Genomic DNA, 24,911 nt, shown 5'->3' on the forward strand with positions numbered 1-24,911 from the left:
CAACGTATGACCGCAGACGCATAATGCACGGCGCATGATGCACGGCGCATGATGCACGGCGCACGGACTCCGAACGGCTACGTTCTGTTCGCCGCAACCCAGTCGGTCAGCTCCACGAAGTCGGCGACCGAAAGCTGCTCGGCGCGCTGCGTGAAGAAAGGATGCTCCGCGCCGCCGAAATTGCCGAATACCGACCGCAGCGAGTTGCGGATCATCTTGCGCCGCTGTCCGAAGGAGGCTTTCACGACTTTCACGAACAACGTTTCGTCGCAGGCGAGCCGCTCGACGCCGTTGCGGCGCAGGCGGATCACCGCGCTCTTGACCTTGGGCGGCGGATTGAAAACCGTCTCATTGACCGTAAAAAGATACTCGATGTCGTACCACGCCTGCAAAAGCACCGAAAGAATGCCGTACTCCTTCGAGCCGGGAGGTTCGGCCAGCCGCACGGCGACCTCCTTCTGGATCATGCCGACGCATTCAGGCACCAGATCGCGGTTCTCCAGCACCTTGAAGAATATCTGCGAAGAGATATTGTAGGGAAAATTGCCGATGATTTTCAGCCCTCCGGGAAACAGTTCGCGCAGGTTCATCTTCAGGAAGTCGCCTTCCATCAGACGCGGCGTGAATTCGGGGTAATGCGCATGCAGGTATTCGACGCTTTCCGGGTCGATCTCGGCCCCGTAGGTGACGATGTCGTCGCGCCTGAGCAGAAACTGCGTCAGCACGCCCATGCCGCACCCGACCTCCAGCACGTCGCAGCGCCCGGCAGCTTTCGCCCCCTGCCCGGCATCCGGCGTAACATCCGGCTCTATACCCGACACACCCTCCGGCCCTGTCTCCTGCGCAACATCCCGCCCGGCACCCGCCACGACACCCGATTCCGTACTCTGCACGACATCTGGTCCGGCACCCGCAGCGACATCCGGCCCGGCAGCAATTTCCGCCGTCCGGCCATCGACTGCGACTGCGGCATCCCCGGTTGCGGCCGCTGCACCCGTCTCGGCAGCGTTTCCGGTCCCTCTTTTCGCTGCAATGATTACGGCCGTCTCCGGCTCCTCCGGTCCTCTCCCAGCCGCAGCCTGCCCGTCCGCTCCGGGAAGAGCGGCAACAGCAGGAGCTGTCCGCAGCCGGATCTCTCCGCCCGAAAGTGAGTCGCAGATTTTGCGCGCAATATTCAGATCGACCAGAAAATGCTGGCCCAGCGCCTTTTTAGCCCTTACTTCACTCATTCTATTTCAGCAATTCATAATAACAGCCGTCCACGAACGCTCCGTTCCCGACAAAAGCGCGGTGCATCGTCCCCACGAAACGGAATCCGGCTTTGTCCAGCACCCGCTGCGAAGCGGGATTCGAGACGTATGCGGCGGCAAAGATACGAATTATCGGGGTATTTGCGAAAACCCACTCCGCGGCCCGCGCCACGGCGGCGGTCATAACGCCCCGTCCCCGGTACGAGACCCCGGTACGAAGCCCCGATCCGACAGCCGATTCCGGCGTTGAACCGCCCGACATCCGTCCCCGGCGCCAACCCGATGCCGCCCACGGCTTTGCCGCCGATCACTACGGCGAAATCCTCCGGCGGGGGGGGGCTGCGTAATGAAGGCGTGCGCATCGCCCGGCGAATAGGGACCCTGCAGCTTCCGAAAATTCCCGGCCAAGACAACCGCATCGATCTTCCGGAAAATTTTCCGAAGTTCCCGGCCCTCCGCCTCAGCCCTCTCCAAAAAAATCCGCCGGGCGCAATGTCCGGCGGATAACTCTCAGCGCTTCTGTCTGCGCGATTTCTTCTTCTCCTGCCGCTCCTTGGCCCGGCGTTCGAGCCGCACGCGGCGCTGCGTCAGGCGGAACGTGTAGAGCAGGCCCACGAAACCCACACCCAGCAGCGTAATCCAGAACCAGACGGCAATGCCCCGTTCCATATACTCCAGCGCGTAAATCACGCCCGCGACCGCCGCGATCATCATCACGAGACGGACGATCTGCATAACATTCGTTTTCCTCATATCACTCCTTATTTTACACGTTTCCGACTCCGGGCGCCGGCCGCCGCAACCGCAGCGCCGCACGGACCGGCACACAAAACCGCACGCAAAACCGCTGCACGGACCCGCGCGCACCGATCGTCCTCTTCCCCGCGCGCCATACGCCACAAAACAACTGCGTCGCCCTGCCGGAAAACACGGTCTCCACGCTCCGAAACAACTGTAAAGCGCCCCGTCAAGGAATCTGGTGCCGGTTCACCTCGTCGAGGTGCCTGCACTTGCGCTTATGGCATTCGTTGTACACCATACCCGCGCCGGCCAGTGCGAACAGCACCGCCACGATCAGGTCGAAAATACAGTTTTTGTTCGACAAAGCCCAGAATATATTGACACCGAGCCACACGAGCGTCACAATCAGGAAAATCACGGCAACAGTAAAAGTCTTTTTGTTCATAGGCGTATTTGTTAAGTTAGTCCATTCCTCGGAACAGTGACGCAACAGCCGCGGGACAGCAGGTCGGTACAGGGCGTCAGTTACCCTGCTCGCACATGAATTTGATACGCACCAGACGTATCTCCTCCTCGGTATAGTCGGCCCCCAGTTCGTCGATGGCCGCATCGAGCGAGTCGCTCTCGGCGTCCTCCTTGAAATAGAGGTATATGTCCTCGATCTTGTCCTCGTCCATAAACTCCCGGAGGTAATAGGAGATGTCGAGCTTCGTGCCCGAATTGACGATTCCCTCGATCTCGGTCAGCAGCTCGTCGAAATCGAGATCCTTGGCACGGGCGATGTCCTCGAAATCCATCTTCCGGTCGATCGACTGGATGATGAAGATCTTGTTGCCCGACTTGTTGCCGACCGACTTGACGATCATGTCCTGCGGACGGATGATCTCCTTCTCCTCGACGTAGGCCTTGATCAGCTTGATGAACTCCTCGCCGAACTTGCGGGCCTTGCCCACGCCGACACCGGTAATGTTCTGCATCTCTTCGAGGGTGATGGGGTACTGCACGGCCATATCTTCGAGCGACGGGTCCTGAAAGATGACGAACGGCGGCAGCCCGTGCTGCTTGGCGACCTTCTTGCGCAGGTCCTTGAGCATCGAGAACAGCTCCTCGTCCGCCGCGCCGCCCTTGCCCATCGGGGCCACGGCCTCGGCCTCCCGCTCCTCCTCGTCGTAATTGTGGTCGAGCGTCACGGTCACGGGGAACGGCATGGCGATGAAATTCTCGCCCTTGCGGTTCACCGAGATCAGTCCGTAATTCTCGATATTCTTGTCCACCAGTCCGAGGATGAGCGCCTGACGCAGTACGGCGCCCCAGAAACTGGCGTCGTGTTCGGCGCCTGCGCCGAACCACTTGCTCTTGTTGTGTCCGTAGCTCTTTATCAGCGCCGTGGTCTTGCCCGTCAGCACATTCACCAGATAGTCGCCCTTGAACTTGTCGCCGATGTCGCGCAGAGCCTCCAGCAGCATCTTCAGCGCGGCCTTGGCGTCGATCTTGGGCCGCGGATTGCGGCAGTTGTCGCAGTTGCCGCAGTTCTCCTCCGTATACTCCTCGCCGAAGTAGTGCAGCAGCGTCTTGCGGCGGCACATCGAACTCTCGGCGTACGACACCGTCTCCAGCAGCAGCAGTTTGCCGATCTCCTGTTCGGCGATAGGCTTGCCCTGCATGAACTTTTCGAGTTTCTGAATATCCTTGTAACTGTAGAAGGTCAGGCAGTAGCCTTCGCCGCCGTCACGGCCGGCGCGGCCCGTCTCCTGATAATAGCCTTCGAGCGACTTGGGTATGTCGTAATGGATCACATAACGCACGTCGGGCTTGTCGATGCCCATGCCGAATGCGATCGTGGCGACGATCACGTCGGCGCGCTCCATCAGGAAATGGTCCTGATTGGCGGCGCGCGTCGCGGCGTCCATGCCGGCGTGGTAGGCCAGCGCCTTGATGCCGTTGGCCACGAGCAGTTCGGTCAGCTCCTCGACCTTCTTGCGGCTCAGGCAGTAGATGATGCCGCTCTTGCCCTCGTTCTGCTTGATGAAGCGGATGATGTCGCGGTCCACGTTGTGCTTGGGCCGGATTTCGTAATAGAGGTTCGGGCGGTTGAACGACGACTTGAAGACCGAAGCGTCGGACATGCCCAGATTCTTCTGAATGTCCAGCTGGACCTTGGGCGTGGCGGTCGCCGTCAGGGCGATCAGCGGCGCAGGACCGATTTCGTTGATGATCGGACGGATGCGGCGGTACTCCGGCCGGAAGTCGTGCCCCCACTCCGAGATGCAGTGCGCCTCGTCGATGGCGTAGAACGACACCTTTATCTTATGCAGGAAAGCCACGTTGTCCTCCTTGGTCAGCGACTCAGGGGCGAAATAGAGCAGCTTGGTCTTTCCCGACAGCACGTCGGCGCGCACCTGCGCCACGGCGGTCTTGTTGAGCGACGAGTTGAGGAAATGGGCGATCCCCGAATCGGCCGAGAAGGTGCGCATGGCGTCCACCTGATTCTTCATCAGCGCGATAAGCGGTGAAATGACGATCGCCACGCCGTCCATGATCAGGGCGGGCAGTTGGTAGCACAGGGACTTTCCGCCGCCCGTCGGCATAAGCACGAACGTATCGTTTCCCTCCAGCACATTGCGGATCACAGCCTCCTGATTCCCTTTGAACGACGAAAAGCCGAAGTACTCCTTCAGTTTGTCGTGCAGCAGGGACAATTCATTTTGTTTCATTTCGCCGATTCTACTCTTTATTCACAAATTCTTAGGTAAAGTTAGCAAAAAATTCGGAATTCCGCACCATCTACCGATAAAAATTCAGCGTCCCGGCGATTGGAGCAAGCCCGGCCGCGCCCGGCTCAACGAAATGGTTTCGTTTCTTTCCGGTACGGACACAAGAACGGGCGCCCCGGAAAAATGGCATATTCTATGCAAAAGAGTTCCCCGATCCCCTGCAAACAGTTTGCTGTCCGACGCTTATTAACCGACATAACCAGTCAGCCATGAAAAAACGCTTACTATCCGCACTGCTGTTCACCGCCGCACTGAGTCTCCCGGCGGCCGCGCAGACGCTCCCCGCACAACCCGCCCCGGAAGGCTCCGGCACACGACCGGCACCCCGAACAAGCGCCGCCGAGATCGACGACGCCAACGACGCCGCTTCGCCGGAAGAAGTCTCGAAGAAGATCACCCGGTTCGAGAAGATTCTCGCCGCGCTGCCCAAATTTTCGGGCTATGCACAGATCGGCTACACCTACCAGACCAACGTCGGGGGAACGGACGGCAAAAATTCGTCGTCGTTCAACGTCAAGCGCATGCGTCTGATCCTCACGGGCGACATCTCCCGTACGTTCGACTACAAGATGCAGTTCGAGGGCTTCTCCAGCTCGGCCGACCAGCAGGGCAAGGCGCTCATCACCGTGCAGGACATGTACCTGCGGGCCAAAATCCGCCCCCAGATACACATCTGGGCCGGCCAGTTCCCCGTTCCGCTGACCATCGAGAATTACGACATCTCGCCCGGCACGCTCGAAGTCCCCAACTTCTCGCACGCCATTCTCAAAATGGTCTGCCGCAACGCCGTGTCGGGCTACAACACCTACGGACGCGACTGCGGCCTGCAAGCCACGGGCGCGTTCCTGCACCGCGACGGCTGGGACATGCTCACCTACAACCTCGCCCTCTTCAACGGCTCGCAGATGAACCGTTCGGACGACAACAAGTCGAAAGACATCGTGGCGCGCCTCACGTTCTTCCCTCTCAGGGAGCTGCGCATTTCAGGCTCGGTGAACTGGGGCGAATACACCAACAACACGGTTTCGAAGGACTATATCCCCATGACGCGCTACGCCGCCGGCTTCTGGTACGACAGCGAACACATCCTCGTCCGGGCCGAATACGCGCACACCGGCTCCTCCGCGGCCTACACAGACAAGACGACGGGGGAAAAGACACGCGGCAAGGTCGACGAACAGATGTACTACCTCATCGCAGGCTACAAATTCAAGGGCAAATACATGCCCGTAATCCGCTACGACGTCTTCAACGGCAAACGCAACACCTACCTGCCCGGCTCGGTCGGCAAGCAGCAGGACTTTCTGGTGGGCTTCCTCTACATGCCCATTCCGCGGCTGAAGGCGCAGGCCGCATGGACGCTTTCGAAATACTCGGCGGCGGGAGCCAAGAACGGCAACGGCTTCGAAGTGGCGCTGATCGGATTCTTCTGACGCCCGGCCCGATTGTCCCCGCAGTTGCCGGGACAACATCGCCGCACGCTCCGGCCCGCACGCCCGGCCGCCGGGGAACATTTCCGCGGCCGTTCGGAACCTTTTTGCCGCCGCTGCGGACAATTTCCGGACTTCGCCCCCTTTCCGGAGAGAATTATGGCCCCGCGGTTTGGAGTTTTTACCTACTTTATATACCTTTGTTGCGACGGCCCCGGCCCGCAGCCTTCCCGTTCCGGCTCATCCGCCCGAATACGAAACCGCTTCGGGATGAAGGGGCTGCAAACTTAACCATGCAGCAACATGCGCCTATACACAAGCGAACTTGTCAAGAAATATAAAGCCCGTACGGTCGTCGATCACGTCTCGATCGACGTCAATCAGGGCGAGATCGTCGGACTGCTCGGCCCCAACGGAGCGGGCAAGACCACGACCTTCTATATGATCGTGGGACTCATCAAGCCCAACGAAGGACGCATTTTTCTGGAAAACGACGAGGGACAGGTCGCCGAGCTGACCAACGAACCGGTCTACAAGCGCGCGCAGATGGGCGTGGGCTATCTGGCGCAGGAAGCGTCGGTTTTCCGCCGCCTGTCGGTCGAGGACAACCTCCGCGCCGTGCTCGAAATGACCGAATATTCGAAGGAGTATCAGGCCGAGCGCGTCGAATCGCTGATCGAGGAGTTCCGCCTGCAGAAGGTCCGCAAGAGCCTCGGCATCCAGCTTTCGGGCGGTGAACGCCGCCGCACGGAGATCGCGCGCGCCGTGGCCATCAACCCGGCGTTCATCCTGCTCGACGAACCCTTCGCGGGCGTGGACCCGATCGCCGTGGAGGACATCCAGTCGATCGTGGCGACGCTCAAGCACAAGAACATCGGCGTGATCATCACCGACCACAACGTCGACGAGACGCTGGCCATCACCGACCGCACCTACCTGCTCTACGAAGGCAAGATACTCAAAACCGGCACCGCCGAGGAGCTGGCTGCCGACCCGATGGTCCGCAAGGTCTATCTGGGCCAGCACTTCGAGCTGAAAAAGAGCCACCAGCTGACGCAGGAGATGAAAAACCGCAAAACTCCGCAGGAATAACGGCCGAAACACGAAATCAGGGATGCGGCGCTTTTGCACCGGCATCCCCGCTCAATCATATATCACCCATAATGGATAAGACGGTTCCATCGGGCCGCGTCAAAGGCACGCTGACGCCGCCCTGCTCGAAAAGCTACGCACAGCGCGCCTTGGCGGCATCGCTTCTCTGCGAAGAGACCTCCGTGCTGCGCAACATCGAGTTCTGCAGCGACACGCGCTCGGCGTTGCAGTGCATCGAGACGCTCGGCGCCCGCGTGACCCGGATCGGCGAAGAGACGCTTTCGATCGAAGGCGGGCTGCGCCCGCAGGGGCACACGCTCCGCGTCGGCGAGTCGGGTCTTTCGACACGCCTATTCACCCCCATCGCTTCGCTCTGCGGCACGCCGATCACCATCGAAGGCGAGGGCACGCTGCTCCGCCGCCCGATGGAGATGATGACAGGACCGCTGCGCACGCTGGGCGTCCGGGTGCGCGACAACGGCGGATTCCTGCCCTTCGAAGTCCGCGGACCGATCCGCGGCGGCGAGGTCGACGTGGACGGCTCGGTTTCGTCGCAGTTCATCACGGGACTCATGCTGGCGCTGCCGCTGGCCCGACACGACACCACGATCCATGTGCGGAGCGCGGTTTCGACCCCTTATCTGGACATGACCATAGACACCGCGGCCCGTTTCGGCGTGGAAATCTGCCATAACGATTACGAAGAGTTCTACATCGAAGGCGGCCAGCGTTACAGCCCGGCCTGCCTGAGCATCGAGGGCGACTGGAGCGCGGCGGCCATGCTGCTGGTGGCCGGCGCCGTCGCCGGAGAGGTTACAGTACGGAATATCTCGATGCTCTCGAAGCAGGCCGACACGGCCGTCTGCACGGCGCTGGTCCGGGCCGGCGCCGCCGTCATCAACGAAGCCGATTCGGTGACGGCGATCAGCCGCCCGCTGCACGGCTTCGAATTCGACGCCACCAACTGCCCCGACCTCTTCCCCGCCCTTGCGGCCCTCGCCGCGGCGGCCGACGGCGTCAGCACGATCCGCGGCACTTCGCGGCTGCTGCACAAGGAGAGCAACCGCGCCGAGGCGATCCGCGAAGAATACGCCAAAGTAGGTATCGAAGTGGACATCTCGGAAGAGGCGGTCATGCGCATCCGCGGCGGCAAAATCCGCCCGGCGCGCGTTTCGAGCCACGACGACCACCGCATGGCCATGTCGATGGCGGTCTCGGCGCTGCGCTGCGACGGGCAGATAACGATCGAAAACGCCGAGTGCGTAGCCAAGAGCTACCCCGGCTTCTTCGAAGACCTTGAAAAAATCAGAGTTTAAAGCCATGAACATTTTCGGTCATAACTTCAGGCTCGCCATCTGGGGCGAGTCGCACGGCCAGCAGATCGGCATCTCGATCGACGGCATTCCGGCAGGCGTTCCGCTTTCGGCGGAGGATTTCGAAACCGACCTCGCACGCCGGCGCAGCGGCGCGCGCGGCACCACGCCGCGCCGCGAACCCGACATCCCGCAGATCGTGTCGGGACTCTACAACGGCATGACCACGGGCGCCCCGCTGACCATCGAGTTCGCCAACCGCGACACCCACTCGCAGGACTACGCCAACGTGATGCGCCACTACCGGCCCTCGCACGCCGACATGGTGGCCTACCACAAATTCAACGGCTTCAACGACCCGCGCGGCGGCGGCCACTTCTCGGCCCGCCTGACCGTGGCGCTCACGGCCGCAGGCGTGGTCGCCAAGAAGATACTGCCGCCGGGCGTGACCTTCGACACCCGCGTCGCGGAGATCGGAGGCTGCACCGACCCGGAGGGTTTCGACGAGGTGCTGCGCGCCGCGGCCGCCGAGCAGGACTCCGTAGGCGGCATCATCGAATGCCGCGTGCAGGGCGTTCCGCTGGGGCTGGGACAGCCCTTCTTCGACTCGGCCGAAAGCATGATCGCCCACCTGCTCTTCTCGGTTCCCGCCGTCAAGGGCGTGGAATTCGGCAGCGGCTTCGCCGGGGCGCGCATGCGCGGCTCCGAGAACAACGACCCGTTCCTCGACGTCGAAGGCACGACAGCGACCAACAACGCGGGCGGCATCAACGGCGGACTGACCAACGGCAACGAACTCGTCGTCCGCGCCGCCGTCAAGCCCACGCCGAGCATCGGCCGCGAACAGATGACCTACAATCTGGCCACGAACAAGGTCGAGCCGCTGATGATCCGCGGCCGCCACGACGTCTGCGTCGCCCTGCGGGGCGCGGTGGTCGTCGAAGCCGCCGTAGCCATCGCGCTGGCCAACTTCATCCGCTAATGACCACGCGCCGCGACATACTCGGCCGTATTTCGGCACGCCTCGCGCCCCTCTACGGGGCGCGTGAAGCACGGAGCATCGCCCTCGTCGCCGTCTCGGAGCTGTCGGGGCTGAGCGCGTCGGCCCTGCTGACCGATCCCGGCGCGCCGCTCGAAATCGCGGAGCTGGACGACATCCTCAGCCAGCTGGCCGCAGGCCGTCCGGTGCAGTATGTCGTGGGGCGCACGGAGTTCTGCGGCCGCACGTTCGCCGTGCACGAAGGGGTGCTGATTCCCCGGCCCGAAACCGAAGAGCTGGCGGCATGGATCGCGCAGGCCGAAACCGAAGCCGCCACTCTGCTCGACGTGGGCACCGGAAGCGGCTGCATCGCGGCCACCCTCGCGCTGGCGCTGCCCGGCGCGCAGGTATATGCGGCGGACATCTCCGACACGGCGCTGGAAACCGCCGCCCGCAACTGCCGGGCGCTCGGCGCCGGGGTCATCCTGCGCAAGGCCGACGCCCTGAGCGATCTGGCCGAAGTCTTTCCGGGACCGTTCGACGTCATCGTCTCCAACCCGCCCTACGTGCCGCAGAGCGACCTGCCCGCGATGCACGTCAATGTGCGGGAATACGAGCCGCACGAAGCGTTATTCGTCCCCGACGACGACCCGCTGCGCTTCTACCGCGCCATCGCCCGCGCCGGACGGCGGACGCTCCGCCCCGGCGGCAGGCTCTACTTCGAAATTTACGAACGCTTCGCCGACGCCATGCGCCGCATGCTCGGCGAAGAGGGATATACGGACACCGAGGTCCGCGAAGACCTCAACGGCAAACCCCGCATGATATGCAGCCGCCTGAAGTAAAAACGACCGGGAAACGCGCCAAAACGCCCGAACAGGCCCTCGCCGCACTCATGCGGCTCTGTGCGCGCGCAGAAAAGTCGCAGGACGACGCCCGGCGGCTGATGCGCGGCTGGGGGCTTGCTGAGCGCGAGGGCGAGCAGGTGCTGGCGCGGCTCGTCCGCGACCGCTTCATCGACGACGGCCGTTACGCCGAAGCTTTCGTGCGCGACAAACTGCGGCTGAGCGGCTGGGGCGAATACAAGATCCGCACGGCCCTGCAGCGCAAGCGTATCGACAGGGAGCTGATCGACGCGGCGCTGGCGCAGGCCGACCGTCAGGATATGGCCGGCCGGCTGCGGCAGCAGCTGGAACGCAAGATGCGGACGACCAGACATACGACACAATACGAACTCAAAACCAAACTGATACGTTACGGGCTTTCGCTGGGATACGACTACGAGACGGTGCTCGACAGCGCCGCCGCGCTCGTGACGGACACGGAGACATGCGACGAATTCTGACATTACTGCTTTTCACGACGATCTGCTCCGGGGCGCAGGGCCAGCGGCTCAACCCCGGAGATTACATATATCCGATCCGCGGCGTCGCGGGGCTTTACTCGGCCAACTTCGGCGAAATGCGTCCCGGACACTTCCACGGCGGCATAGACATCAAGACCGACGGCGGCGAGGGCAAACCCCTCGTGGCCGTGGCCGACGGTTACGTCTCGCGCGTGAGCGTCAGCCCGTCGGGCTACGGACGGGCGATATACCTCACGCTCGGCAACGGCACGACGGCCGTATACGGCCACCTGCAACGGTTCCGCGGCGACATCGAAAAACAGGTCCGCGAAGAACGCTGCCGCCGCCGCGCGAACAGCGTCGATCTCTGGTTCGGCCCCGGCGCATGGCCCGTCGCACAGGGCGACACGATCGGATTTTCGGGCAACAGCGGTTCGTCGATGGGGCCCCATCTGCATTTCGAACTGCGCGACACCCCGACCCAGCGGCTTTACAACGTCGTGCGCGAAGGCGTCGTCCGCCCCGACGACGACCTGCCGCCCCGCATCATGCGCATCCACTACATCGAGGTGGACAGCGTGCAGGGCGTTCCCGTCCACGGCAGTCCGGAGAGCTATGCCGTCGTCCGCGAAGCGGAAGGCCGCTACCGGCTGACGCGCGAAGAGCCCGTCGGCACGGGACGCAAAGGCTATTTCGTCCTCGAAGCCAGCGACCGCCGCAACGGGGTGCACAACACCTTCGGACTATGGAGGGCGAGCATGTCCGTGGACGGCGATCCCCGGTTCGAATACCGCATGGACGGCTTCACGCACGACCTTTCGCGCTGCTGCGACGCCGTGAGCCACTACCCCATGCAGCTCACCTCGCGCAACGAGGTGATCCGGCTGGCGCAGCTGGCCGAATCGCCCGACTGCTTCTATCCCGTCATGCGGGAGCGCGGCCTCGTCCGCACCGCCGAGGGCGAGAAACGGCGCATCCGCATCGAAGCCGAAGACGACTGCGGCAACCGCTCGCAGCTCGAATTCGACATTCTCGGCCGCACGGAAACGCTCCGCGCCGAAGCTGACAGCACGGCCGTCGTCCTGCGGCCCGAAAAGGCGGCTTTGGTCCGTGCGGGCCGCGATCTGACGGCCCGCATCCCCGCAGGAGCGGTCTACGAACCCATTTTCTGCCGCCCGGAACAGCGTCAAGCCCCCGCATCCGACTCCACGGCGGCGATCCTCTCGCCCGCCTACCGCATCCTCGGCGCCGAAACGCCCCTGTGCCGCCCGATGACAGTCTCCGTACACGCCTTCGTGCCCGACGACATGCAATCCCGTACGGTTCTTGCGACCCGTACGGCCAAAGGACGCATCGCCTGCATCGGCGGCAGATACGCCGACGGCGCCGTGACGGCGACGACCCGCACCACGGGCGACATCTTCGTCGCCGCCGACACCATACCGCCGCGCATCCGGCCGCTCTTCAGCGAAGGGGCCGACCTCGGCGGCGCCCGCAGCATCCGCTTCCGCGTGAGCGACAATTTCTCAGGCATCGCCTCCTGCACGCTGCTCATCGACGGCCGCTGGGCGCCCTGCGACCGTTTCCCGATGCAGGGTACGCTCGTACATGCGTTCGACCGCCCCGCCGCAAAAAAACGCCGCAGCGTACAACTCTCGGTAACCGACGGATGCGGCAATACAGCCCGCTGGGAGGGAACATTTTGGCGGTAAACTCTTAAATTCAGGAATTATTTTCTATATTTGCACACATCCCAACAACAAACACAATGACAGACAACAATCCCGACGTACGGAAACCCTTGATTCTGATAGCGGAAGATGTCGAGAGCAACTACAAGTTTCTGGAAATAATACTCAAAAAAGAGTACGATCTGCTATGGGCCAAGAATGGCAGGGAGGCTGTCGATTTTGCCATGGAGCACAAGCCCGACGCAATACTGATGGACATCAAAATGCCCGTCATGGACGGCATCGAGGCGCTGAAGGAGATTCGCCGCTACACGGCCGAACTGCCCGTGATCATGCAAACGGCCTATGCCTTCGACACCGACCGCCGCACTGCCGAGGAAGCCGGATGCAACGGATTCATCACCAAACCCGTCATGCCGCGCGAACTGAAAATGTATCTGGACAAATACCTGAACAAATAACAGAGAAAGTCCGGGAACAGCCGTCGCAAATCCGCTTCACACCCACACCGTCTCCAGCGGCCGGCCCCGAAAACAGGCGCCCCGCACTAGACTCAAAACAAGCCGGACAGACCGTCCGGCTTGTTTTTACAAGGCTCAGCGGCGCTTCCGCAGACGCCCGGTCCGGAATAAAACGCCGGCCGTCCGATGCAGATAAAACAAGAAAACACGAAATAAATTTGTAGATACTTCGGAATTTCGTACTTTTGCACCCGAAAATCGACATGGTCTCGTAGCTCAGTTGGATAGAGCAACAGCCTTCTAAACTATGGGCTCCGGCCTTCATAGATTTACACCCGGGCAAGGGTTTATATCTCTATATTTACTTCACATTTAGCGTATTATAAGATTCACAAAGTGTGCTTTTTGTATATAGCGCAGTCTTCTGATCTGGTGCGATTTCTTAAAAAGGGTCGAAAAATAGGCTATTATTTGCCCAAATGTTGTCCAAAAATGACTCAAAATTTTTAAGAGATGGCTACTTTTAAGACTTGTGTATTCAAAAATCATCTGCGTAAAGACGGCACGTATAATGTGAAATTACGTGTTACCCATAATCGAATATCGCGCAAAATCAGTACACCCTACTATGTCGAGGCGAAGTATGTTACCCCGAACCTCGAAATTACCGACAAAGAACTTCTCGGATTGTGCGAGGACCTGTGTGCTGATTGTCGAAAAATATGCCGAGAATTGGGATTTACGATTAATCGGATGTCGGTCGATGACCTGGTGCATGTTCTCGATGTGAAATTAGCCGGTTCCGAAGATTTCCATTTGGACTTTTGCAAATTTTGGAGGGAGCAGGCTGATACCCTGTCACCAGGAACTCGGCGAAATTATATTGCCGCCTTGAATGCCTTCCAACGGTTTATCGGGACCGATTCATTCGATATAATGCACATCACATCTCGCTTGATCAGCGAATTTATGGCTTTCATCGAGCATGAGCCTTCACAACGGGGATCTAATCGGAAAACCCCGAGTAAGCTGAAAGATGCACAAAAGTCACGGGCAATCTCATTATATATTGCGAATATGAAGGCCATGTATAACCGTGCAAAATTGAAATACAATGATGAAGATTATGGGTTTATTCCAATCACGCGAGCTCCGTTCTCGAAAATAAAGTTACCGGAGCATGTACCAGCCAAACGCGCTATTTCATTGGAAACATTACAGCGAATAATCGATCTGCCTTATAGACCGGATACGGTAACAGGAGCAAAACGATATAATTTGGCGAAAGATTGTTTCATCATGTCTTTTGGACTGATAGGTATGAATTCCGTTGATTTGTACACTTGCCAAGACATTGAAGACGGTGTACTAATCTATCACCGCAAAAAAACATGCACCAGGCGAGCGGATCGGGCCGAAATGCGAGTGAAAATTGAGCCGATGATTGCACCGTTGATGGCCAAGTACAAAGACCCCTTCAAAAAACGAATATTCAGATTCTATCTCGAGTATTCTAATCCGGATGCTCTGAATAAGGCGATAAATAAGGGGTTGCAGATGATCGCTGTCGAATTGGGGTTGCCGGCGCTGCAATATTATGCAGCACGCCATGCCTGGGCCACGATTGCCCGATCACGATTGCTGAAGATTGAGAAGGCAACTGTCCATGAAGCACTTAACCACGTTGATCTGAAGATGCGAGTAACCGATATGTATATTGAGAAGGATTGGTCTGTAATATGGGAAGCCCATACAAAAGTACTTGCACTCTTAAAATGGCCCGATAAATAGTTACTTTTTTGTCCAAAAATGAGAAAATGGCGGTCTTGAAGTTACTTTTTTGTCCAAAACAAGTTACTTTTTTGTCCAAAAGTAGGGTTTGGAAGTTACTTTTTTGTCCACGGATACCTTATATCTATTTATCAAAGAATTTATCTTTGATAAATTCACTATACAACCTGATAAATTATATAACAACTGATGAATAGGCCAACAAAAGTTACTCGCGCGCGCGAGGAGAAAGGTTTTGTTGCTCATTGTAACCTCAATATTGGGCGAAATTTGGCTAATATTACGGGAAATTGTTGAAAAGTGAAGGGAAGAGCTCAAAATTGACTCCAACACGAGTTACTTTTTTGTCCAAAAAAATTGAGACACAAATTTTCGATCCCCAAAAATGGTTGCGGAAGTTACTTTTTTGTCCAAAAAATTATTGGCAAAAAAAGAAAACCCAGACCGAAGTCCGGGTTACAATGAAGAGTTATTCTCAACTGAAGATAATCTCTTCCCTTCAAAGCAAATGTACGGAAAGGAAATGGTTTCTGCAAATCCTATTTCCTTGTGATTAATCACAAAGAAATAAAAAACTGCCGAAAACACCCCTCTACCCCATATTTGTACGTTGTCAGAAAAAAGAGAGCGATCTTCATATAGCATGAAAATCGCCCGTCGTGAAGTGATCTCGGCGCGGCTCGAACGCGCGGCCGGCAGATTAGAAATCTGCTGCTCTATCCAACTGAGCTACGAGACCATCGTTTAATAAACGCTGCAAAATTAAGAAATTTCAATGCAACTGCAAACTTATTCTTTGTGATTAATCACAAAAAATAGCAGCAGATCGACTTATACTGTTAATTTCTTCCCTTCACAATTCAACATCAGGCCCGGAGCAAACCTCCGGGGCTTTTTCAATAATATTGATATTACGGAATCAATCGGTTCCATCCATAGCCGGCTGCCGGCGGATCATCGGCCATATCGCCGTGCGGATCTACGATCCCGATGCACGGCATTCGAGCCCCCTGAACTCGCGCAGCTCGGCGACCATGCCGCCGGGCCCAGCTCGCGGACGCCTTCACTCGACAGGCTCGCTCATCGTCCGGGGGAGAGCGGTAGAGCTCACTCACAACAGGACGCAAAGATAGCCGAAGTCGCGGTGACAACGGTACGGACGACAGGCCGCAGGAGCCTGCCGCACAAGCGTCCGGTGCAAATAATTTGTCCGCTTCGCCCGTCGGCGAGCCGTCGGCAAATTTTTCTTCCGGCTCCTACCTGATGTCTCCGCGACCGGCTGCGCTCGCATCGCTGTCCCGAGCGTTTCGGCAGCATTAGAACTCCGGCGCAGGAGGATAAAGTCTGCAAACAAGTTATGGATAACGAGCGTTTAATTCGGATTCTCACGAAGAAATTGCGTGACAAGTACAATTTAACGTATTGGCCCTTGCGGTTGGATGTCGAAAACGCCGTCAATGAAGCCTTACAGCAAACGGACGAACTGGATAATCTCCTGATCCAGTTGCGTACCCGGGCCGTGAGGTTCAGTTACCGCAAACAGGACGGGACATTCCGGGAGGCTTTCGGGACACTGAAGCCCTGTCTGCCGGAAGAGTACCGGGCCGGAAGTAAATCTCGCAGCCGTTCGACAAACGACTGTGTGCATTACTTCGACCTTGAGCGGAATGCCTGGCGTTGCTTCTGTCCAGAGAATTTCATCACGGTTCACGAGCTTCCGTAACTCGTCGCCCCGGAGTTTTCACTCCGGGGCTTTTTTCTGTTCCGTTCACCAGCAAGGGAAAAATTTACGATTCATCACAAAGAATACTGCGTCGATACGGCCGCCGGCTGCCCGGCAGCCTTCGCCTGCCATCGGGGCGATCCGACTCCCCTTCCTGAACTGGCGCCGCCCGGCGAGGATGCCGCCGGGGCCCGCTTGCGTCCGGCTTCGTCCGGCAAGCTCCCTTGCCGTCCGGGAGAGAGCGGTCGCCTCACTCACAACAGGACGCAAAGTTAGCCGAATTCGCGCCGACAGCGGCAAGGATCGACCGCAACTGGAGCGCTTCGTCCGCCCGTGGGCATGGTGCGGAAATATTCCATTTCAGATACTCCCTCTTTTTGCTCGTATGTCATACCATGCCCCGCGTGCGGGGCATTGGTCGCTCCTAAAACGTGCGACTTGCAGGTCGTTGCAAGTCCCCCGTTTCTCCACGTCGCGGCAGGGCACCCCTCGCTACGCTCGGGAGAGCGGTATTTTCTCTCTGGGTCCGACCATGCTGCGGGTTTAGGGACTCCTGCTGTTTTCAGGATTTCGCCACTTGCGGTCTCACCCCTTACACGTTGCCTTCAGGCCATATCTGATACAAAGGTCGATCGGCGGATTTTGCCGGCCAATGAACCTGCCAATTATTTTCCTGCGGCCCTTCGGGTGAAAAAATTAACCCCGGCTTTGCCGGGGCACCCTGAAGTAATTTTTTCAAAAATAATTGTCAGAACCCTTGTTGTGCCGGTTTATAGGTATTGATCTGCCGCCTATGCCCATTCCAAAGGAACGGGCGGCAGATCGTGTTTATTACAAAATCGCACCGATCGGAACCAGTATCAGAAAGGCTATGAAGGCAACGTGTAAGGGGATGATCCCTCGTTCTTTGAAATCTTGAAAACATCCATCGTCCGGCAACCCGCAGCCTGGCGAACCTTCGAGAAAATGAAGTTGTTCGATAGAAAGGATAAAGGGCGTGACGAGGATGTTAGCAAAACGGCAACAAACAATTTAATACTAAAACAATACAACTATGAAAGCAATCAGAATTTTTTTTGAGCGCATTGCGAAAATGATCTTTACCCCGGATGGATATGTAGTAGATATCTGTCTTTTTAAGCAAAGAGACACTTGGGAATCGAGGTGGTTCTCGGTGAAATTTTCGAATCGGAAAGCCGCGAAACAATGGATGCAAAAAGTTATCGATCGATTTGAAAATCATCCCGCATATCCGTTGAATATGGTCCTTTTGGTCGCAGTTTATACCAAATGTCAACTTAATGAGGTGCTCGACGATCATTATTGCGTAGTGCCTGACTGTTAATTTCAATCAATTATAATCCGCCAATTATGATTAAACGACACACTACCAACGAATTTTACATTAAACCTCTTTATAACGGCTATTACGCTGTCATAGACGGATATGACAAATCTATGGCATCGCTCGAATGTAGTAAGGAAGCCGCTGAAAAATGCGCCAAGGAACTCAATGAGATGCGCAACAAACGTTTGAAACTTAAATAATTTCGCCTCTATGTCAAATTTCAACCAACAACACGCCGCGGATTTTGCAAAATGGCGAATCCGCCACCCGCACGAGGTGGTCAATACCCCCGAGGAAGCCGGGATTACCTCGACTCTCAAAGTCGGTGACAAGGTGACTTTCACGAACCAATACGGCGTGAAATTTCCGGGCCATCGGGTTCTCGGCTTCTGCAAACCTACTCTTGGCAATCGGTGTGTGTATCTCGATATTGATTGCTATTGGTTCCCGGTGGGCCTTGATGAACTCAAACTTGAAAAGTAATTGAAATTATCGTAAATTAGAGGCGCAGTGCCTCGCAGAACCTCACGATGTACAGGCCAATCGTAATTTTTCAGATGAAACAAACTACTATTGTCGGCAACATCGGCCGGGATGCCGTATGCCGCGAGGGCGACGGCGGTCACAAATTCGTATCATTCAGTGTCGCGTATGCCGAACGCAAGACGGGTGAAACGGACGAGCAGGGGAATCCGGCAACGGTTGCTCTGTGGGCGGAGTGCGAAATCTACGTCGGCCCGGAAAGTTCTGCCGAGGGGCTTCTGAAACTGCTGACCAAAGGGCGATTCATTTATATCGAAGCCGAAGGCAAGGTAGAAGCGTGGATTGATAAGAATAACCAACTGCGATCGAGGATTCTCTACCGGGTGACGAGTTTTCAGGTCTGACCTTACGAACATCGACGGCCATTGCGCCGTCGATGTTTTCACAGTCTATCTATTTCGGTGAAAAATTTGCTATATTTGCACCTATGAGAAAGGAATTGGGTAAATGGTTCATGGATATTGCCAAATATCTTCTAACGGCAGTTGTCGTTGGGGCCTTAATTAATGATATAGAGAATTCGCGATGGCTTGTTTATGTCGGAGGGATCGGGGCGACATTGAGTTGCTTGTTTATTGGCTTGGGGTTACTTCGGCAGAAAGAAGCAAATAAAACACAGGAGGAATAAGTATGGCGGCATTTTGGATTTTTATTTTTATTATTGCTTTTGCAGTGGCAATATTAATTTGGAGTAAGACAGATAAGGGAAAGAAATGGCTCTTGTAATTTCTTCCCTTCACCTATCAACATCGCGTCCCGGCTGGTTCTAACCAGCCGGGACGCTTGTTTTTCGCGCCGCGCCTTGGGGGCGCGGTTGCTGGGAGCCTGATAGAATATTATTTCGGTTAGAAATTTGCATATGACACAATAAGTACGTATATTTGTACGTATTTAGGTACAAAATATAAAGTTGAGCAATGAGAACAGCAAACTATTCCGATTTAAGGCAGAATCTCAAAACCTATATAGATTCTGTTATCGAGGATTCGGATACGGTTATCATTAACCGCGGCGGGGGAGCCGGGGTCGTGTTGATGTCTTTGGATGAATATAACTCCATCAAGGAAACCGAGTATCTTATGAAATCCCCCGAGAATGTGAAGCGTATCAAAGCTGCCGAGCAGGAGATCCGCGACGGCAAAGGAAAGGTTATCGCTCCTGAAGATATATGGAAATAGTCTTTTCGGAACAAGCGCAGGCGGACATCGCTTTTTGGAAGAAAAGCGGCAACAAGGCGATTATGAATCGTATATCCGCATTACTGGCGGATATAGCGGAACATCCGTTCACCGGTATCGGTAAGCCAGAACCCCTGAAGTATGATCTGGCCGGGAAGTGGTCTCGGCGTATCAATACTGAACATCGCATCGTTTACTCGGTGCACGATGAAATGATCGAGGTCTATATCCTCTCGATGCGTTATCATTACAGTAAGTAATATTTTCTTCCCTTCACTCATCAACATCGCGTCCCGGCTGGTTCTAACCAGCCGGGACGCTTGTTTTCGCGCCGCGCCTTGGGGGCGCGGTTCTCACGGAGTTTGCGGATGCTGATATTATTTATTATTATACGGGGAATAATATTCGGGTGGAAGCGGAACCGGCCATAGCCGGCTGCCGGATCCCCGGCTATGTCGCCGCGCGGATCTGTGATCCCCATGCGCGGCCATGCGCCCCCTGAACTCGCGCCTCCGGGCGACGATGCCGCCCGGCCCGCTCGCGTCCGCCGTCGCTCGACAAGCGAACTCGGCGGCCGGGGGAGAGCGGTCGCCTCACTCACAACACGACGCAAAGTTAGCCGAAGTCGCGGAGACAGCGGCAAGGATCGGCCTCGGCATCATGCCGAGGCCGCCCGCGTGCACGCTGCGGAAATATTGATCCGCGCGCAGCGCCCTCCGGCTGCGCCGTCGGTAAATATTTCCTTGCGTGTCCTTGCCTATGGTGCAGTCTCCGCGACCGGCTGGTAGCCGCATCGCTGTTCCGAGTGTTTCGGCAGTGTAAAGCTCCGGCGCAGGAGTATAAAGTCTGCAACAAATCAATGGGACATTCACAGGTTCTCGAAAAGGTCTCGGCGCACATCGCCGAGCTGCTGGTCTTGAAAATCGAATCCATGACTCAAACGTGGCAAAAGCCGTGGTTCTACGGCCAGGGCCTCCTTCCCTGCAACATCACGGGTAAGAGGTATGCCGGCACGAACCTTTTGACGCTGCTCATGCTTACGGAAGTCAAGGGTTACCGGACTCCGGTATTCCTGACCTTTCGTCAGGCCAAAGAACGCGGCCTGACGGTCAGGAAGGGCTCCAAACAGTTCCCGGTGGTATTCTGGAAACCTTTTTACCAGGCGAATAATCCGACCGACGGTCAGCGCCGGTATCTTACGGTCGAGGAATACAACGCCTTGCCCGAAAGCGCCCGCGCCGAGTATGTACTGCGCTTCAGTTTACGCTATTATCCGGTTCTGAACCTCGATCAGACGGATTTCGAGGAGCGCTTCCCGGAACAGTGGCAGAAGCTCCTGGAGCGTCAGTCGATGACGCCACGTCCGTCGGGGAGCGTGCACCCCGTACTTGAGCGGCTGCTTGCCGCGCAGTCGTGGGTCTGCCCGATCCTCCAGAAGTCGGGAGATGCAGCCTTCTACTCTCCCTGTGACGATAGGATCGTCCTGCCGCGCCAGGAGCAGTTTCACGACCTGGAAGCCTTCTACTCGACCATGCTGCACGAAATGGCCCACTCGACCGGCTCGGCGGGCCGTCTCGACCGCCATTTGGGCGAGCCGTCGACGGCGGCTTACGGCCGCGAGGAGTTGGTCGCAGAGTTCTCGGCGGCCCTGGTTGGCCTCGGCCTGGGCGTGTCGAGCGGCATTCGGGCCGAGAACGTAGCTTACCTGAAGGCTTGGCTGAGGGAGCTGCGCGAGAAACCGGCCTTTATCTTCTCGGTATTGAGCGACGTGCAGCAGGTCGTTCGCTTCTTCGAAGAAGAGCTGTGCATGAGGCTTTTCGATACGGCTCCGGCCGAGAATGGGGCATAGGGGCTTCGGCCCCTTTTGTCGCGGGCTTTCTTTCGGCGCCGGCGTTCGCCGGCGCCTTGATCGCTCCTAAAAAGCACGACTTGCAGGGCGTTGCAAGTCGCGCTTTTCTCCACGTCGCGGCAGTGCACCCCTCGCGTTGCGAGGGAGAGCGGTATTTTCTCTCTGGGTCTGACCGGGCTGTGGTTTTACCCGGCCTCTGTCAGAATTCAAGCTTTCTGCGACCTGAAGGGTCACCCCTTACACGTTGCCTTCAGGCCATTCTGATACAAAGTAGTGACCCTGCATTTTGCCGGGCAATGAACCCGTGAAATATTTTCTTAGGCGTCCCTTCGGGAGCTGTGTTTATGATGAAAAAATTTACCCCGGCAGGCCGGGGCACTCTGAAGAAATTTTTTCAAAAATATTTCCCGGAACCCTTGCGCCGGTTCAGCGGTAGAGAGCGGCCGCCTATGCCCATTCCAGAGGAGCGGGCGGCCGCTCCATGTTCATTACAAAATGTCAGCGTCCCATACGAGTATCAGAAAGGCTCTGAAGGCAACGTGTAAGGGGATGACCCTCGTTCTTTGAAATCTTGAAAACATCCGTCGGCAGGGAAATCACAGCCCGGCAAACCTTCGAGAAAATGATAGTTCGATAGAAAGGATAAAGGGCGTGACGAGGATGTTAGCGAGTTTTCGACAACAAGTTCTTTGACGTATTAACCAGCTCCGCTCGATGTGGTCGGCGGATGGCGGGGAGCGAAGCCCCAGCGGAGCGCAAATACAAACATTTAAAATTTTAATGCTATGGAAATATCACTGGATGATTATTTAGGGCAACGAGGGCTGAGGTCTCCGATAAGTGGGTACATGGATGACAAATGGCGAAACATGCGCTTAACGGCTCGGGGGCAAAAAAGATTCGAGAAAGAGGCGGAGGCTGCAATTATTGAATACAGCAAGCTACGCAAAGCCGCCATAGACGAATATAACAATTTGGTGAAATCGGGCGAGATAATCCCGCCGCATGAAACGAAATTGGAAGCCCTCTTGAGTGTGGCCAGAGGACACCCGGATAACGAAGGAACACAAGCAGCCCGTAGGTTGCTGAAAAAAAGATATGGTATAATATCCTGGTAATATGCCGCATAATTCAAATTCTTAAAAAATTACAGCTATGAAAAACGATTCTAACAATGCAGCAAAACAAATGATTGCCCGGTATCCTGACCTGAAACCGTACCCGAAGAGTGCCGCGGAGAATCTGCGCCGCGAATTGCGGGCCGTATTTCCGCAAATTACATTCTCGGTTCGTTATAAATCTTTTTCCGGAGGTGATGAGATAACAGTATCATATGAAGACGGGCCAAAGGTTGAAGAGGTCGAGGCGATCGCTAATAAATACGCCTATGATTCGAGTCAATGCGATGCTATGACCGATTATTACGATTACCGTCCAACGGAATTCACCCGAATTTTTGGCGGTGCAAAGTTTGTGCTGATTCGCCGAGATATGAGCGATCGTGTACGTGCCGATCTGTGTTGCAAAGCGGTAGAGATCGCTCCGGATCTGGCCGACGGTAGAAACGTACGGCGCGAAGAGCTTTTTAGTCCTGGCGAAATGTGTGCCAGTGTCGAATTATTTGAGGCTACTCGCGGGTTGTGCTGGGTTTCAGCCGATTCGATAGCCCGTAATTTATTCAACAAAATGAGTTTTGCGTAGGTAAGGCAGAGATTATTTTACGATTCGAAAACCGGAGCGGGCGACGTCCCGCTCCCTAAATCAAACGATTATGGCACAGGTAGCATTATTAACGAAAGGCATCGTTTACGACACGTCCAGACAGGTCGTGACATTGCACCAGGTGGTCGAACGCTTCATGCTTGGGGACTCTCTTTGTGAGAAGTGCATCGTCACCGAAATCATGTTCGACGAGCATGCCGGCTATACCTACACGCTGATCGGGCTCAAGTCGCTCCGGAACTTCCGCACGCATTTCATCTTCGATGAACACGAGTCGGCCAGCGGATTCTTCGCGGATCTCGCTTACCCGACCTTCTTGGCGGCCGAACAGGTCGAAGAGGTCATTGCCCGTGCGGCGGCCGCCGAGAAGCAGCGCCGCGAGGAAGCAGCTATCGCCCAGCGGCGTTTGCATCGCGGGGCTCTTGTCGTAGACTATTCAGCGAAGGCCCTGGCCATCTTTACCGACGAACCTTCCGATGTGTTGGTTCTGGAGCGTATCAAGGCCAAGCGCAACTCCAGTCTGACTTATCAGGGCCGCAAGGTCGCCGGCTGGATCTTCCCGAAATACCGTCAGGCCCAACTGGCGGCCGTCATGTCGTTGTAATTAAATTCTGCAAATTATGAAAGTAGGTACGAAAAGCCTCCTGTTCGGAGCACATAACATCTTTATCCATCCTTTTCTGGTCTTCATCGCTTGGTGGCGGTTGTACGGATTCCCGGCTGATCCCCGGCTCTGGGTTGCGTTTATCGTCCATGACTGGGGCTATCTGGGCAAGCCGAACATGGACGGCCCGGAAGGCGAAACGCATGTCGAGCTGGGGGCTCGGATCATGCGGATCTTCGGCCGACGCTGGGAAGAGTTCACGCGGCATCATTCCCGGTTCCACTCCCGACGGGACGATGCTCGGCCCTCGCGGTTGTGCTATGCCGACAAGCTCGCCCTGTGTTGCGAATGGGAGTGGTTCTACCTGTTTCGGACGCGGATCACGGGTGAGCTCAAGGAGTACATGGCGCTTTCGGCCAACGGCAAGTATAGCTGTAAGGAGTATATGAACCGCTCGATCGAGACGCCGCAGTCGTGGTATAGGGCGGTCAAGAGTTTCACCTTGCGCTACGTCGCACAAAACTACCGGTATGGACATCGTTAAGACCATCACGACGAAGATCCGGCGGCATAACTTCACGTTCCGCGAAGGCCGCCGGATCTACTACGGCCTGCAAATGGATACGACCCGTCTGGTCTGGTCTCGGAACCTCTGCGAAGGCTGGCAGATCGACATCGACGGGCGGCGGATCACCGTCGATTGCGTCCTTCGGGAAATCACGATCGGCAATGGCGAAATCATCAACTACTGACACCTTGCGGCGTACAGGTCAGCCGCTATTTTTTACTATGCGAACGATTGTTATAACACACGACGGATTTTGGTATACGATCGAAGATTGGAATTTTGCCCGATGGAAATTGTATGAGAGTACGCAAGGCCGTTATTATTGCGACATGCATGGAATTAAAGTCACCTTTGAAAGTGTGGAGCATTTTCTGGAACTCATGTATGGCCATAGCCGGGTCGGGGAGTTTGTCAACTATGAAATCAAAATCAAGGAGTCCGGACGGTAACGATTTTTGTTTTTCTTCCCTTCACTATTCAACACGGCAGCCCGGCCATCACGGCCGGGC

28 protein-coding genes and 1 tRNA gene are annotated in these 24,911 nt (G+C 56.5%); 23 read left to right on the forward strand and 6 right to left on the reverse strand.

Annotated features, from left to right (window positions below):
- Positions 1-77: 77 nt before the first annotated feature.
- The 5 genes from rsmA to recQ all read right to left on the reverse strand — a co-directional run bounded on the left by rsmA (position 78) and on the right by recQ (position 4,705).
- Positions 78-812 carry a 16S rRNA (adenine(1518)-N(6)/adenine(1519)-N(6))-dimethyltransferase RsmA gene (rsmA, locus tag ALFI_RS17300; protein ID WP_240049048.1) on the reverse strand — a complete coding sequence of 245 codons (735 nt, stop codon included), beginning with the start codon at positions 810-812 and terminating at the stop codon, positions 78-80.
- A 418-nt stretch (positions 813-1,230) separates the two neighbouring features.
- On the reverse strand, positions 1,231-1,512 hold the full coding sequence (locus ALFI_RS00855; protein ID WP_042493050.1) for a GNAT family N-acetyltransferase: 282 nt from the start codon (positions 1,510-1,512) through the stop codon (positions 1,231-1,233).
- A gap of 248 nt (positions 1,513-1,760) precedes the next feature.
- Positions 1,761-2,003, reverse strand: coding sequence for a hypothetical protein (locus ALFI_RS00860; RefSeq protein ID WP_042493052.1), 243 nt, complete (start codon positions 2,001-2,003; stop codon positions 1,761-1,763).
- A 214-nt stretch (positions 2,004-2,217) separates the two neighbouring features.
- Entirely contained in the window at positions 2,218-2,436 is a 219-nt protein-coding gene (locus ALFI_RS00865) for a hypothetical protein (protein WP_009598909.1), read from the reverse strand.
- 76 nt (positions 2,437-2,512) lie between these two features.
- Complete coding sequence (gene recQ / locus ALFI_RS00870; protein ID WP_014774388.1) at positions 2,513-4,705, reverse strand: DNA helicase RecQ; 2,193 nt, start codon at positions 4,703-4,705, stop codon at positions 2,513-2,515.
- A 269-nt stretch (positions 4,706-4,974) separates the two neighbouring features.
- On the opposite strand from recQ, the gene ALFI_RS00875 reads away from it, so the two are divergent.
- The 9 genes from ALFI_RS00875 to ALFI_RS00915 all read left to right on the forward strand — a co-directional run bounded on the left by ALFI_RS00875 (position 4,975) and on the right by ALFI_RS00915 (position 14,867).
- Positions 4,975-6,198, forward strand: coding sequence for a porin (locus ALFI_RS00875; RefSeq protein WP_009598883.1), 1,224 nt, complete (start codon positions 4,975-4,977; stop codon positions 6,196-6,198).
- Between the two features lie 300 nt (positions 6,199-6,498).
- Positions 6,499-7,287: an LPS export ABC transporter ATP-binding protein gene (gene lptB, locus ALFI_RS00880; protein WP_009598841.1), complete on the forward strand. Its 789-nt coding sequence runs from the start codon at positions 6,499-6,501 to the stop codon at positions 7,285-7,287.
- Between the two features lie 71 nt (positions 7,288-7,358).
- Positions 7,359-8,603 carry a 3-phosphoshikimate 1-carboxyvinyltransferase gene (aroA, locus tag ALFI_RS00885; RefSeq protein WP_014774389.1) on the forward strand — a complete coding sequence of 415 codons (1,245 nt, stop codon included), beginning with the start codon at positions 7,359-7,361 and terminating at the stop codon, positions 8,601-8,603.
- Between the two features lie 4 nt (positions 8,604-8,607).
- Positions 8,608-9,582 carry a chorismate synthase gene (locus ALFI_RS00890; RefSeq protein ID WP_014774390.1) on the forward strand — a complete coding sequence of 325 codons (975 nt, stop codon included), beginning with the start codon at positions 8,608-8,610 and terminating at the stop codon, positions 9,580-9,582.
- Entirely contained in the window at positions 9,582-10,424 is an 843-nt protein-coding gene (prmC, locus tag ALFI_RS00895; RefSeq protein WP_014774391.1) for a peptide chain release factor N(5)-glutamine methyltransferase, read from the forward strand. Before ALFI_RS00890 ends, prmC begins: the two co-directional genes overlap by 1 nt.
- Entirely contained in the window at positions 10,406-10,924 is a 519-nt protein-coding gene (locus ALFI_RS00900) for a regulatory protein RecX (protein WP_014774392.1), read from the forward strand. Before prmC ends, ALFI_RS00900 begins: the two co-directional genes overlap by 19 nt.
- A complete protein-coding gene (locus tag ALFI_RS00905) occupies positions 10,909-12,636 on the forward strand; it encodes a M23 family metallopeptidase (protein ID WP_014774393.1) in 1,728 nt (575 codons plus the stop codon). The genes ALFI_RS00900 and ALFI_RS00905 overlap by 16 nt, the downstream gene beginning before the upstream one ends.
- A gap of 56 nt (positions 12,637-12,692) precedes the next feature.
- Positions 12,693-13,076 carry a response regulator gene (locus ALFI_RS00910; protein ID WP_014774394.1) on the forward strand — a complete coding sequence of 128 codons (384 nt, stop codon included), beginning with the start codon at positions 12,693-12,695 and terminating at the stop codon, positions 13,074-13,076.
- A 513-nt stretch (positions 13,077-13,589) separates the two neighbouring features.
- Positions 13,590-14,867, forward strand: coding sequence for a phage integrase SAM-like domain-containing protein (locus ALFI_RS00915; protein WP_014774395.1), 1,278 nt, complete (start codon positions 13,590-13,592; stop codon positions 14,865-14,867).
- Between the two features lie 665 nt (positions 14,868-15,532).
- Here ALFI_RS00915 and ALFI_RS00920 read toward each other — a convergent pair.
- A tRNA-Arg gene (locus ALFI_RS00920) sits at positions 15,533-15,606 on the reverse strand.
- A 618-nt stretch (positions 15,607-16,224) separates the two neighbouring features.
- Between ALFI_RS00920 and ALFI_RS00925 the strand changes: the two genes are divergently transcribed.
- The 14 genes from ALFI_RS00925 to ALFI_RS00995 all read left to right on the forward strand — a co-directional run bounded on the left by ALFI_RS00925 (position 16,225) and on the right by ALFI_RS00995 (position 24,851).
- Positions 16,225-16,590 carry an SH3 beta-barrel fold-containing protein gene (locus ALFI_RS00925; RefSeq protein ID WP_014774396.1) on the forward strand — a complete coding sequence of 122 codons (366 nt, stop codon included), beginning with the start codon at positions 16,225-16,227 and terminating at the stop codon, positions 16,588-16,590.
- Between the two features lie 1,054 nt (positions 16,591-17,644).
- Positions 17,645-17,935, forward strand: coding sequence for a hypothetical protein (locus ALFI_RS00930; protein WP_014774398.1), 291 nt, complete (start codon positions 17,645-17,647; stop codon positions 17,933-17,935).
- Between the two features lie 213 nt (positions 17,936-18,148).
- Entirely contained in the window at positions 18,149-18,421 is a 273-nt protein-coding gene (locus tag ALFI_RS00940) for a hypothetical protein (RefSeq protein WP_014774400.1), read from the forward strand.
- 74 nt (positions 18,422-18,495) lie between these two features.
- Positions 18,496-18,825, forward strand: a complete 330-nt coding sequence (locus ALFI_RS00945) for a single-stranded DNA-binding protein (RefSeq protein WP_155835617.1) — start codon at positions 18,496-18,498, stop codon at positions 18,823-18,825.
- Between the two features lie 83 nt (positions 18,826-18,908).
- Positions 18,909-19,109 carry a DUF6722 family protein gene (locus ALFI_RS00950; protein WP_014774402.1) on the forward strand — a complete coding sequence of 67 codons (201 nt, stop codon included), beginning with the start codon at positions 18,909-18,911 and terminating at the stop codon, positions 19,107-19,109.
- 289 nt (positions 19,110-19,398) lie between these two features.
- Complete coding sequence (locus tag ALFI_RS00955; protein ID WP_014774403.1) at positions 19,399-19,659, forward strand: type II toxin-antitoxin system Phd/YefM family antitoxin; 261 nt, start codon at positions 19,399-19,401, stop codon at positions 19,657-19,659.
- A complete protein-coding gene (locus tag ALFI_RS00960; protein ID WP_014774404.1) occupies positions 19,650-19,919 on the forward strand; it encodes a Txe/YoeB family addiction module toxin in 270 nt (89 codons plus the stop codon). The genes ALFI_RS00955 and ALFI_RS00960 overlap by 10 nt, the downstream gene beginning before the upstream one ends.
- A 545-nt stretch (positions 19,920-20,464) precedes the next feature.
- Positions 20,465-21,508: an ArdC family protein gene (locus tag ALFI_RS00965; protein ID WP_155835618.1), complete on the forward strand. Its 1,044-nt coding sequence runs from the start codon at positions 20,465-20,467 to the stop codon at positions 21,506-21,508.
- Positions 21,509-22,293: 785 nt separating this feature from the next.
- Complete coding sequence (locus ALFI_RS00970) at positions 22,294-22,626, forward strand: hypothetical protein (protein WP_014774406.1); 333 nt, start codon at positions 22,294-22,296, stop codon at positions 22,624-22,626.
- Between the two features lie 37 nt (positions 22,627-22,663).
- A complete protein-coding gene (locus ALFI_RS00975; protein WP_014774407.1) occupies positions 22,664-23,209 on the forward strand; it encodes an LPD29 domain-containing protein in 546 nt (181 codons plus the stop codon).
- Between the two features lie 127 nt (positions 23,210-23,336).
- Positions 23,337-23,834 carry a hypothetical protein gene (locus tag ALFI_RS00980; RefSeq protein WP_237959213.1) on the forward strand — a complete coding sequence of 166 codons (498 nt, stop codon included), beginning with the start codon at positions 23,337-23,339 and terminating at the stop codon, positions 23,832-23,834.
- Positions 23,835-23,850: 16 nt separating this feature from the next.
- Positions 23,851-24,378, forward strand: a complete 528-nt coding sequence (locus tag ALFI_RS00985; protein WP_014774408.1) for a hypothetical protein — start codon at positions 23,851-23,853, stop codon at positions 24,376-24,378.
- A complete protein-coding gene (locus tag ALFI_RS00990; RefSeq protein ID WP_014774409.1) occupies positions 24,365-24,586 on the forward strand; it encodes a hypothetical protein in 222 nt (73 codons plus the stop codon). Before ALFI_RS00985 ends, ALFI_RS00990 begins: the two co-directional genes overlap by 14 nt.
- A complete protein-coding gene (locus ALFI_RS00995; RefSeq protein WP_229100573.1) occupies positions 24,564-24,851 on the forward strand; it encodes a hypothetical protein in 288 nt (95 codons plus the stop codon). The genes ALFI_RS00990 and ALFI_RS00995 overlap by 23 nt, the downstream gene beginning before the upstream one ends.
- Positions 24,852-24,911 lie beyond the last annotated feature (60 nt).

It is taken from the genome of Alistipes finegoldii DSM 17242 (genome assembly GCF_000265365.1).
Taxonomy (GTDB): domain Bacteria; phylum Bacteroidota; class Bacteroidia; order Bacteroidales; family Rikenellaceae; genus Alistipes; species Alistipes finegoldii.

What these genes read in the sequence shown, in the direction of transcription:
- ALFI_RS00960 (WP_014774404.1), top strand. Translation starts at nt 19,650, where the DNA reads ATGGAAATAGTCTTTTCGGAACAAGCGCAGGCGGACATCGCTTTTTGG.
- ALFI_RS00890 (WP_014774390.1), top strand. Translation starts at nt 8,608, where the DNA reads ATGAACATTTTCGGTCATAACTTCAGGCTCGCCATCTGGGGCGAGTCG.
- ALFI_RS00970 (WP_014774406.1), top strand. Translation starts at nt 22,294, where the DNA reads ATGGAAATATCACTGGATGATTATTTAGGGCAACGAGGGCTGAGGTCT.
- recQ (WP_014774388.1), bottom strand. Translation starts at nt 4,705, where the DNA reads ATGAAACAAAATGAATTGTCCCTGCTGCACGACAAACTGAAGGAGTAC.
- ALFI_RS00955 (WP_014774403.1), top strand. Translation starts at nt 19,399, where the DNA reads ATGAGAACAGCAAACTATTCCGATTTAAGGCAGAATCTCAAAACCTAT.
- ALFI_RS00975 (WP_014774407.1), top strand. Translation starts at nt 22,664, where the DNA reads ATGAAAAACGATTCTAACAATGCAGCAAAACAAATGATTGCCCGGTAT.
- aroA (WP_014774389.1), top strand. Translation starts at nt 7,359, where the DNA reads ATGGATAAGACGGTTCCATCGGGCCGCGTCAAAGGCACGCTGACGCCG.
- ALFI_RS00985 (WP_014774408.1), top strand. Translation starts at nt 23,851, where the DNA reads ATGAAAGTAGGTACGAAAAGCCTCCTGTTCGGAGCACATAACATCTTT.
- ALFI_RS00865 (WP_009598909.1), bottom strand. Translation starts at nt 2,436, where the DNA reads ATGAACAAAAAGACTTTTACTGTTGCCGTGATTTTCCTGATTGTGACG.
- ALFI_RS00855 (WP_042493050.1), bottom strand. Translation starts at nt 1,512, where the DNA reads ATGTCGGGCGGTTCAACGCCGGAATCGGCTGTCGGATCGGGGCTTCGT.
- ALFI_RS00875 (WP_009598883.1), top strand. Translation starts at nt 4,975, where the DNA reads ATGAAAAAACGCTTACTATCCGCACTGCTGTTCACCGCCGCACTGAGT.
- ALFI_RS00945 (WP_155835617.1), top strand. Translation starts at nt 18,496, where the DNA reads ATGAAACAAACTACTATTGTCGGCAACATCGGCCGGGATGCCGTATGC.
- ALFI_RS00905 (WP_014774393.1), top strand. Translation starts at nt 10,909, where the DNA reads ATGCGACGAATTCTGACATTACTGCTTTTCACGACGATCTGCTCCGGG.
- ALFI_RS00910 (WP_014774394.1), top strand. Translation starts at nt 12,693, where the DNA reads ATGACAGACAACAATCCCGACGTACGGAAACCCTTGATTCTGATAGCG.
- prmC (WP_014774391.1), top strand. Translation starts at nt 9,582, where the DNA reads ATGACCACGCGCCGCGACATACTCGGCCGTATTTCGGCACGCCTCGCG.
- ALFI_RS00995 (WP_229100573.1), top strand. Translation starts at nt 24,564, where the DNA reads ATGGCGAAATCATCAACTACTGACACCTTGCGGCGTACAGGTCAGCCG.
- ALFI_RS00925 (WP_014774396.1), top strand. Translation starts at nt 16,225, where the DNA reads ATGGATAACGAGCGTTTAATTCGGATTCTCACGAAGAAATTGCGTGAC.
- ALFI_RS00940 (WP_014774400.1), top strand. Translation starts at nt 18,149, where the DNA reads ATGTCAAATTTCAACCAACAACACGCCGCGGATTTTGCAAAATGGCGA.
- ALFI_RS00915 (WP_014774395.1), top strand. Translation starts at nt 13,590, where the DNA reads ATGGCTACTTTTAAGACTTGTGTATTCAAAAATCATCTGCGTAAAGAC.
- ALFI_RS00990 (WP_014774409.1), top strand. Translation starts at nt 24,365, where the DNA reads ATGGACATCGTTAAGACCATCACGACGAAGATCCGGCGGCATAACTTC.
- ALFI_RS00900 (WP_014774392.1), top strand. Translation starts at nt 10,406, where the DNA reads ATGCAGCCGCCTGAAGTAAAAACGACCGGGAAACGCGCCAAAACGCCC.
- ALFI_RS00950 (WP_014774402.1), top strand. Translation starts at nt 18,909, where the DNA reads ATGAGAAAGGAATTGGGTAAATGGTTCATGGATATTGCCAAATATCTT.
- ALFI_RS00930 (WP_014774398.1), top strand. Translation starts at nt 17,645, where the DNA reads ATGAAAGCAATCAGAATTTTTTTTGAGCGCATTGCGAAAATGATCTTT.
- ALFI_RS00860 (WP_042493052.1), bottom strand. Translation starts at nt 2,003, where the DNA reads ATGAGGAAAACGAATGTTATGCAGATCGTCCGTCTCGTGATGATGATC.
- lptB (WP_009598841.1), top strand. Translation starts at nt 6,499, where the DNA reads ATGCGCCTATACACAAGCGAACTTGTCAAGAAATATAAAGCCCGTACG.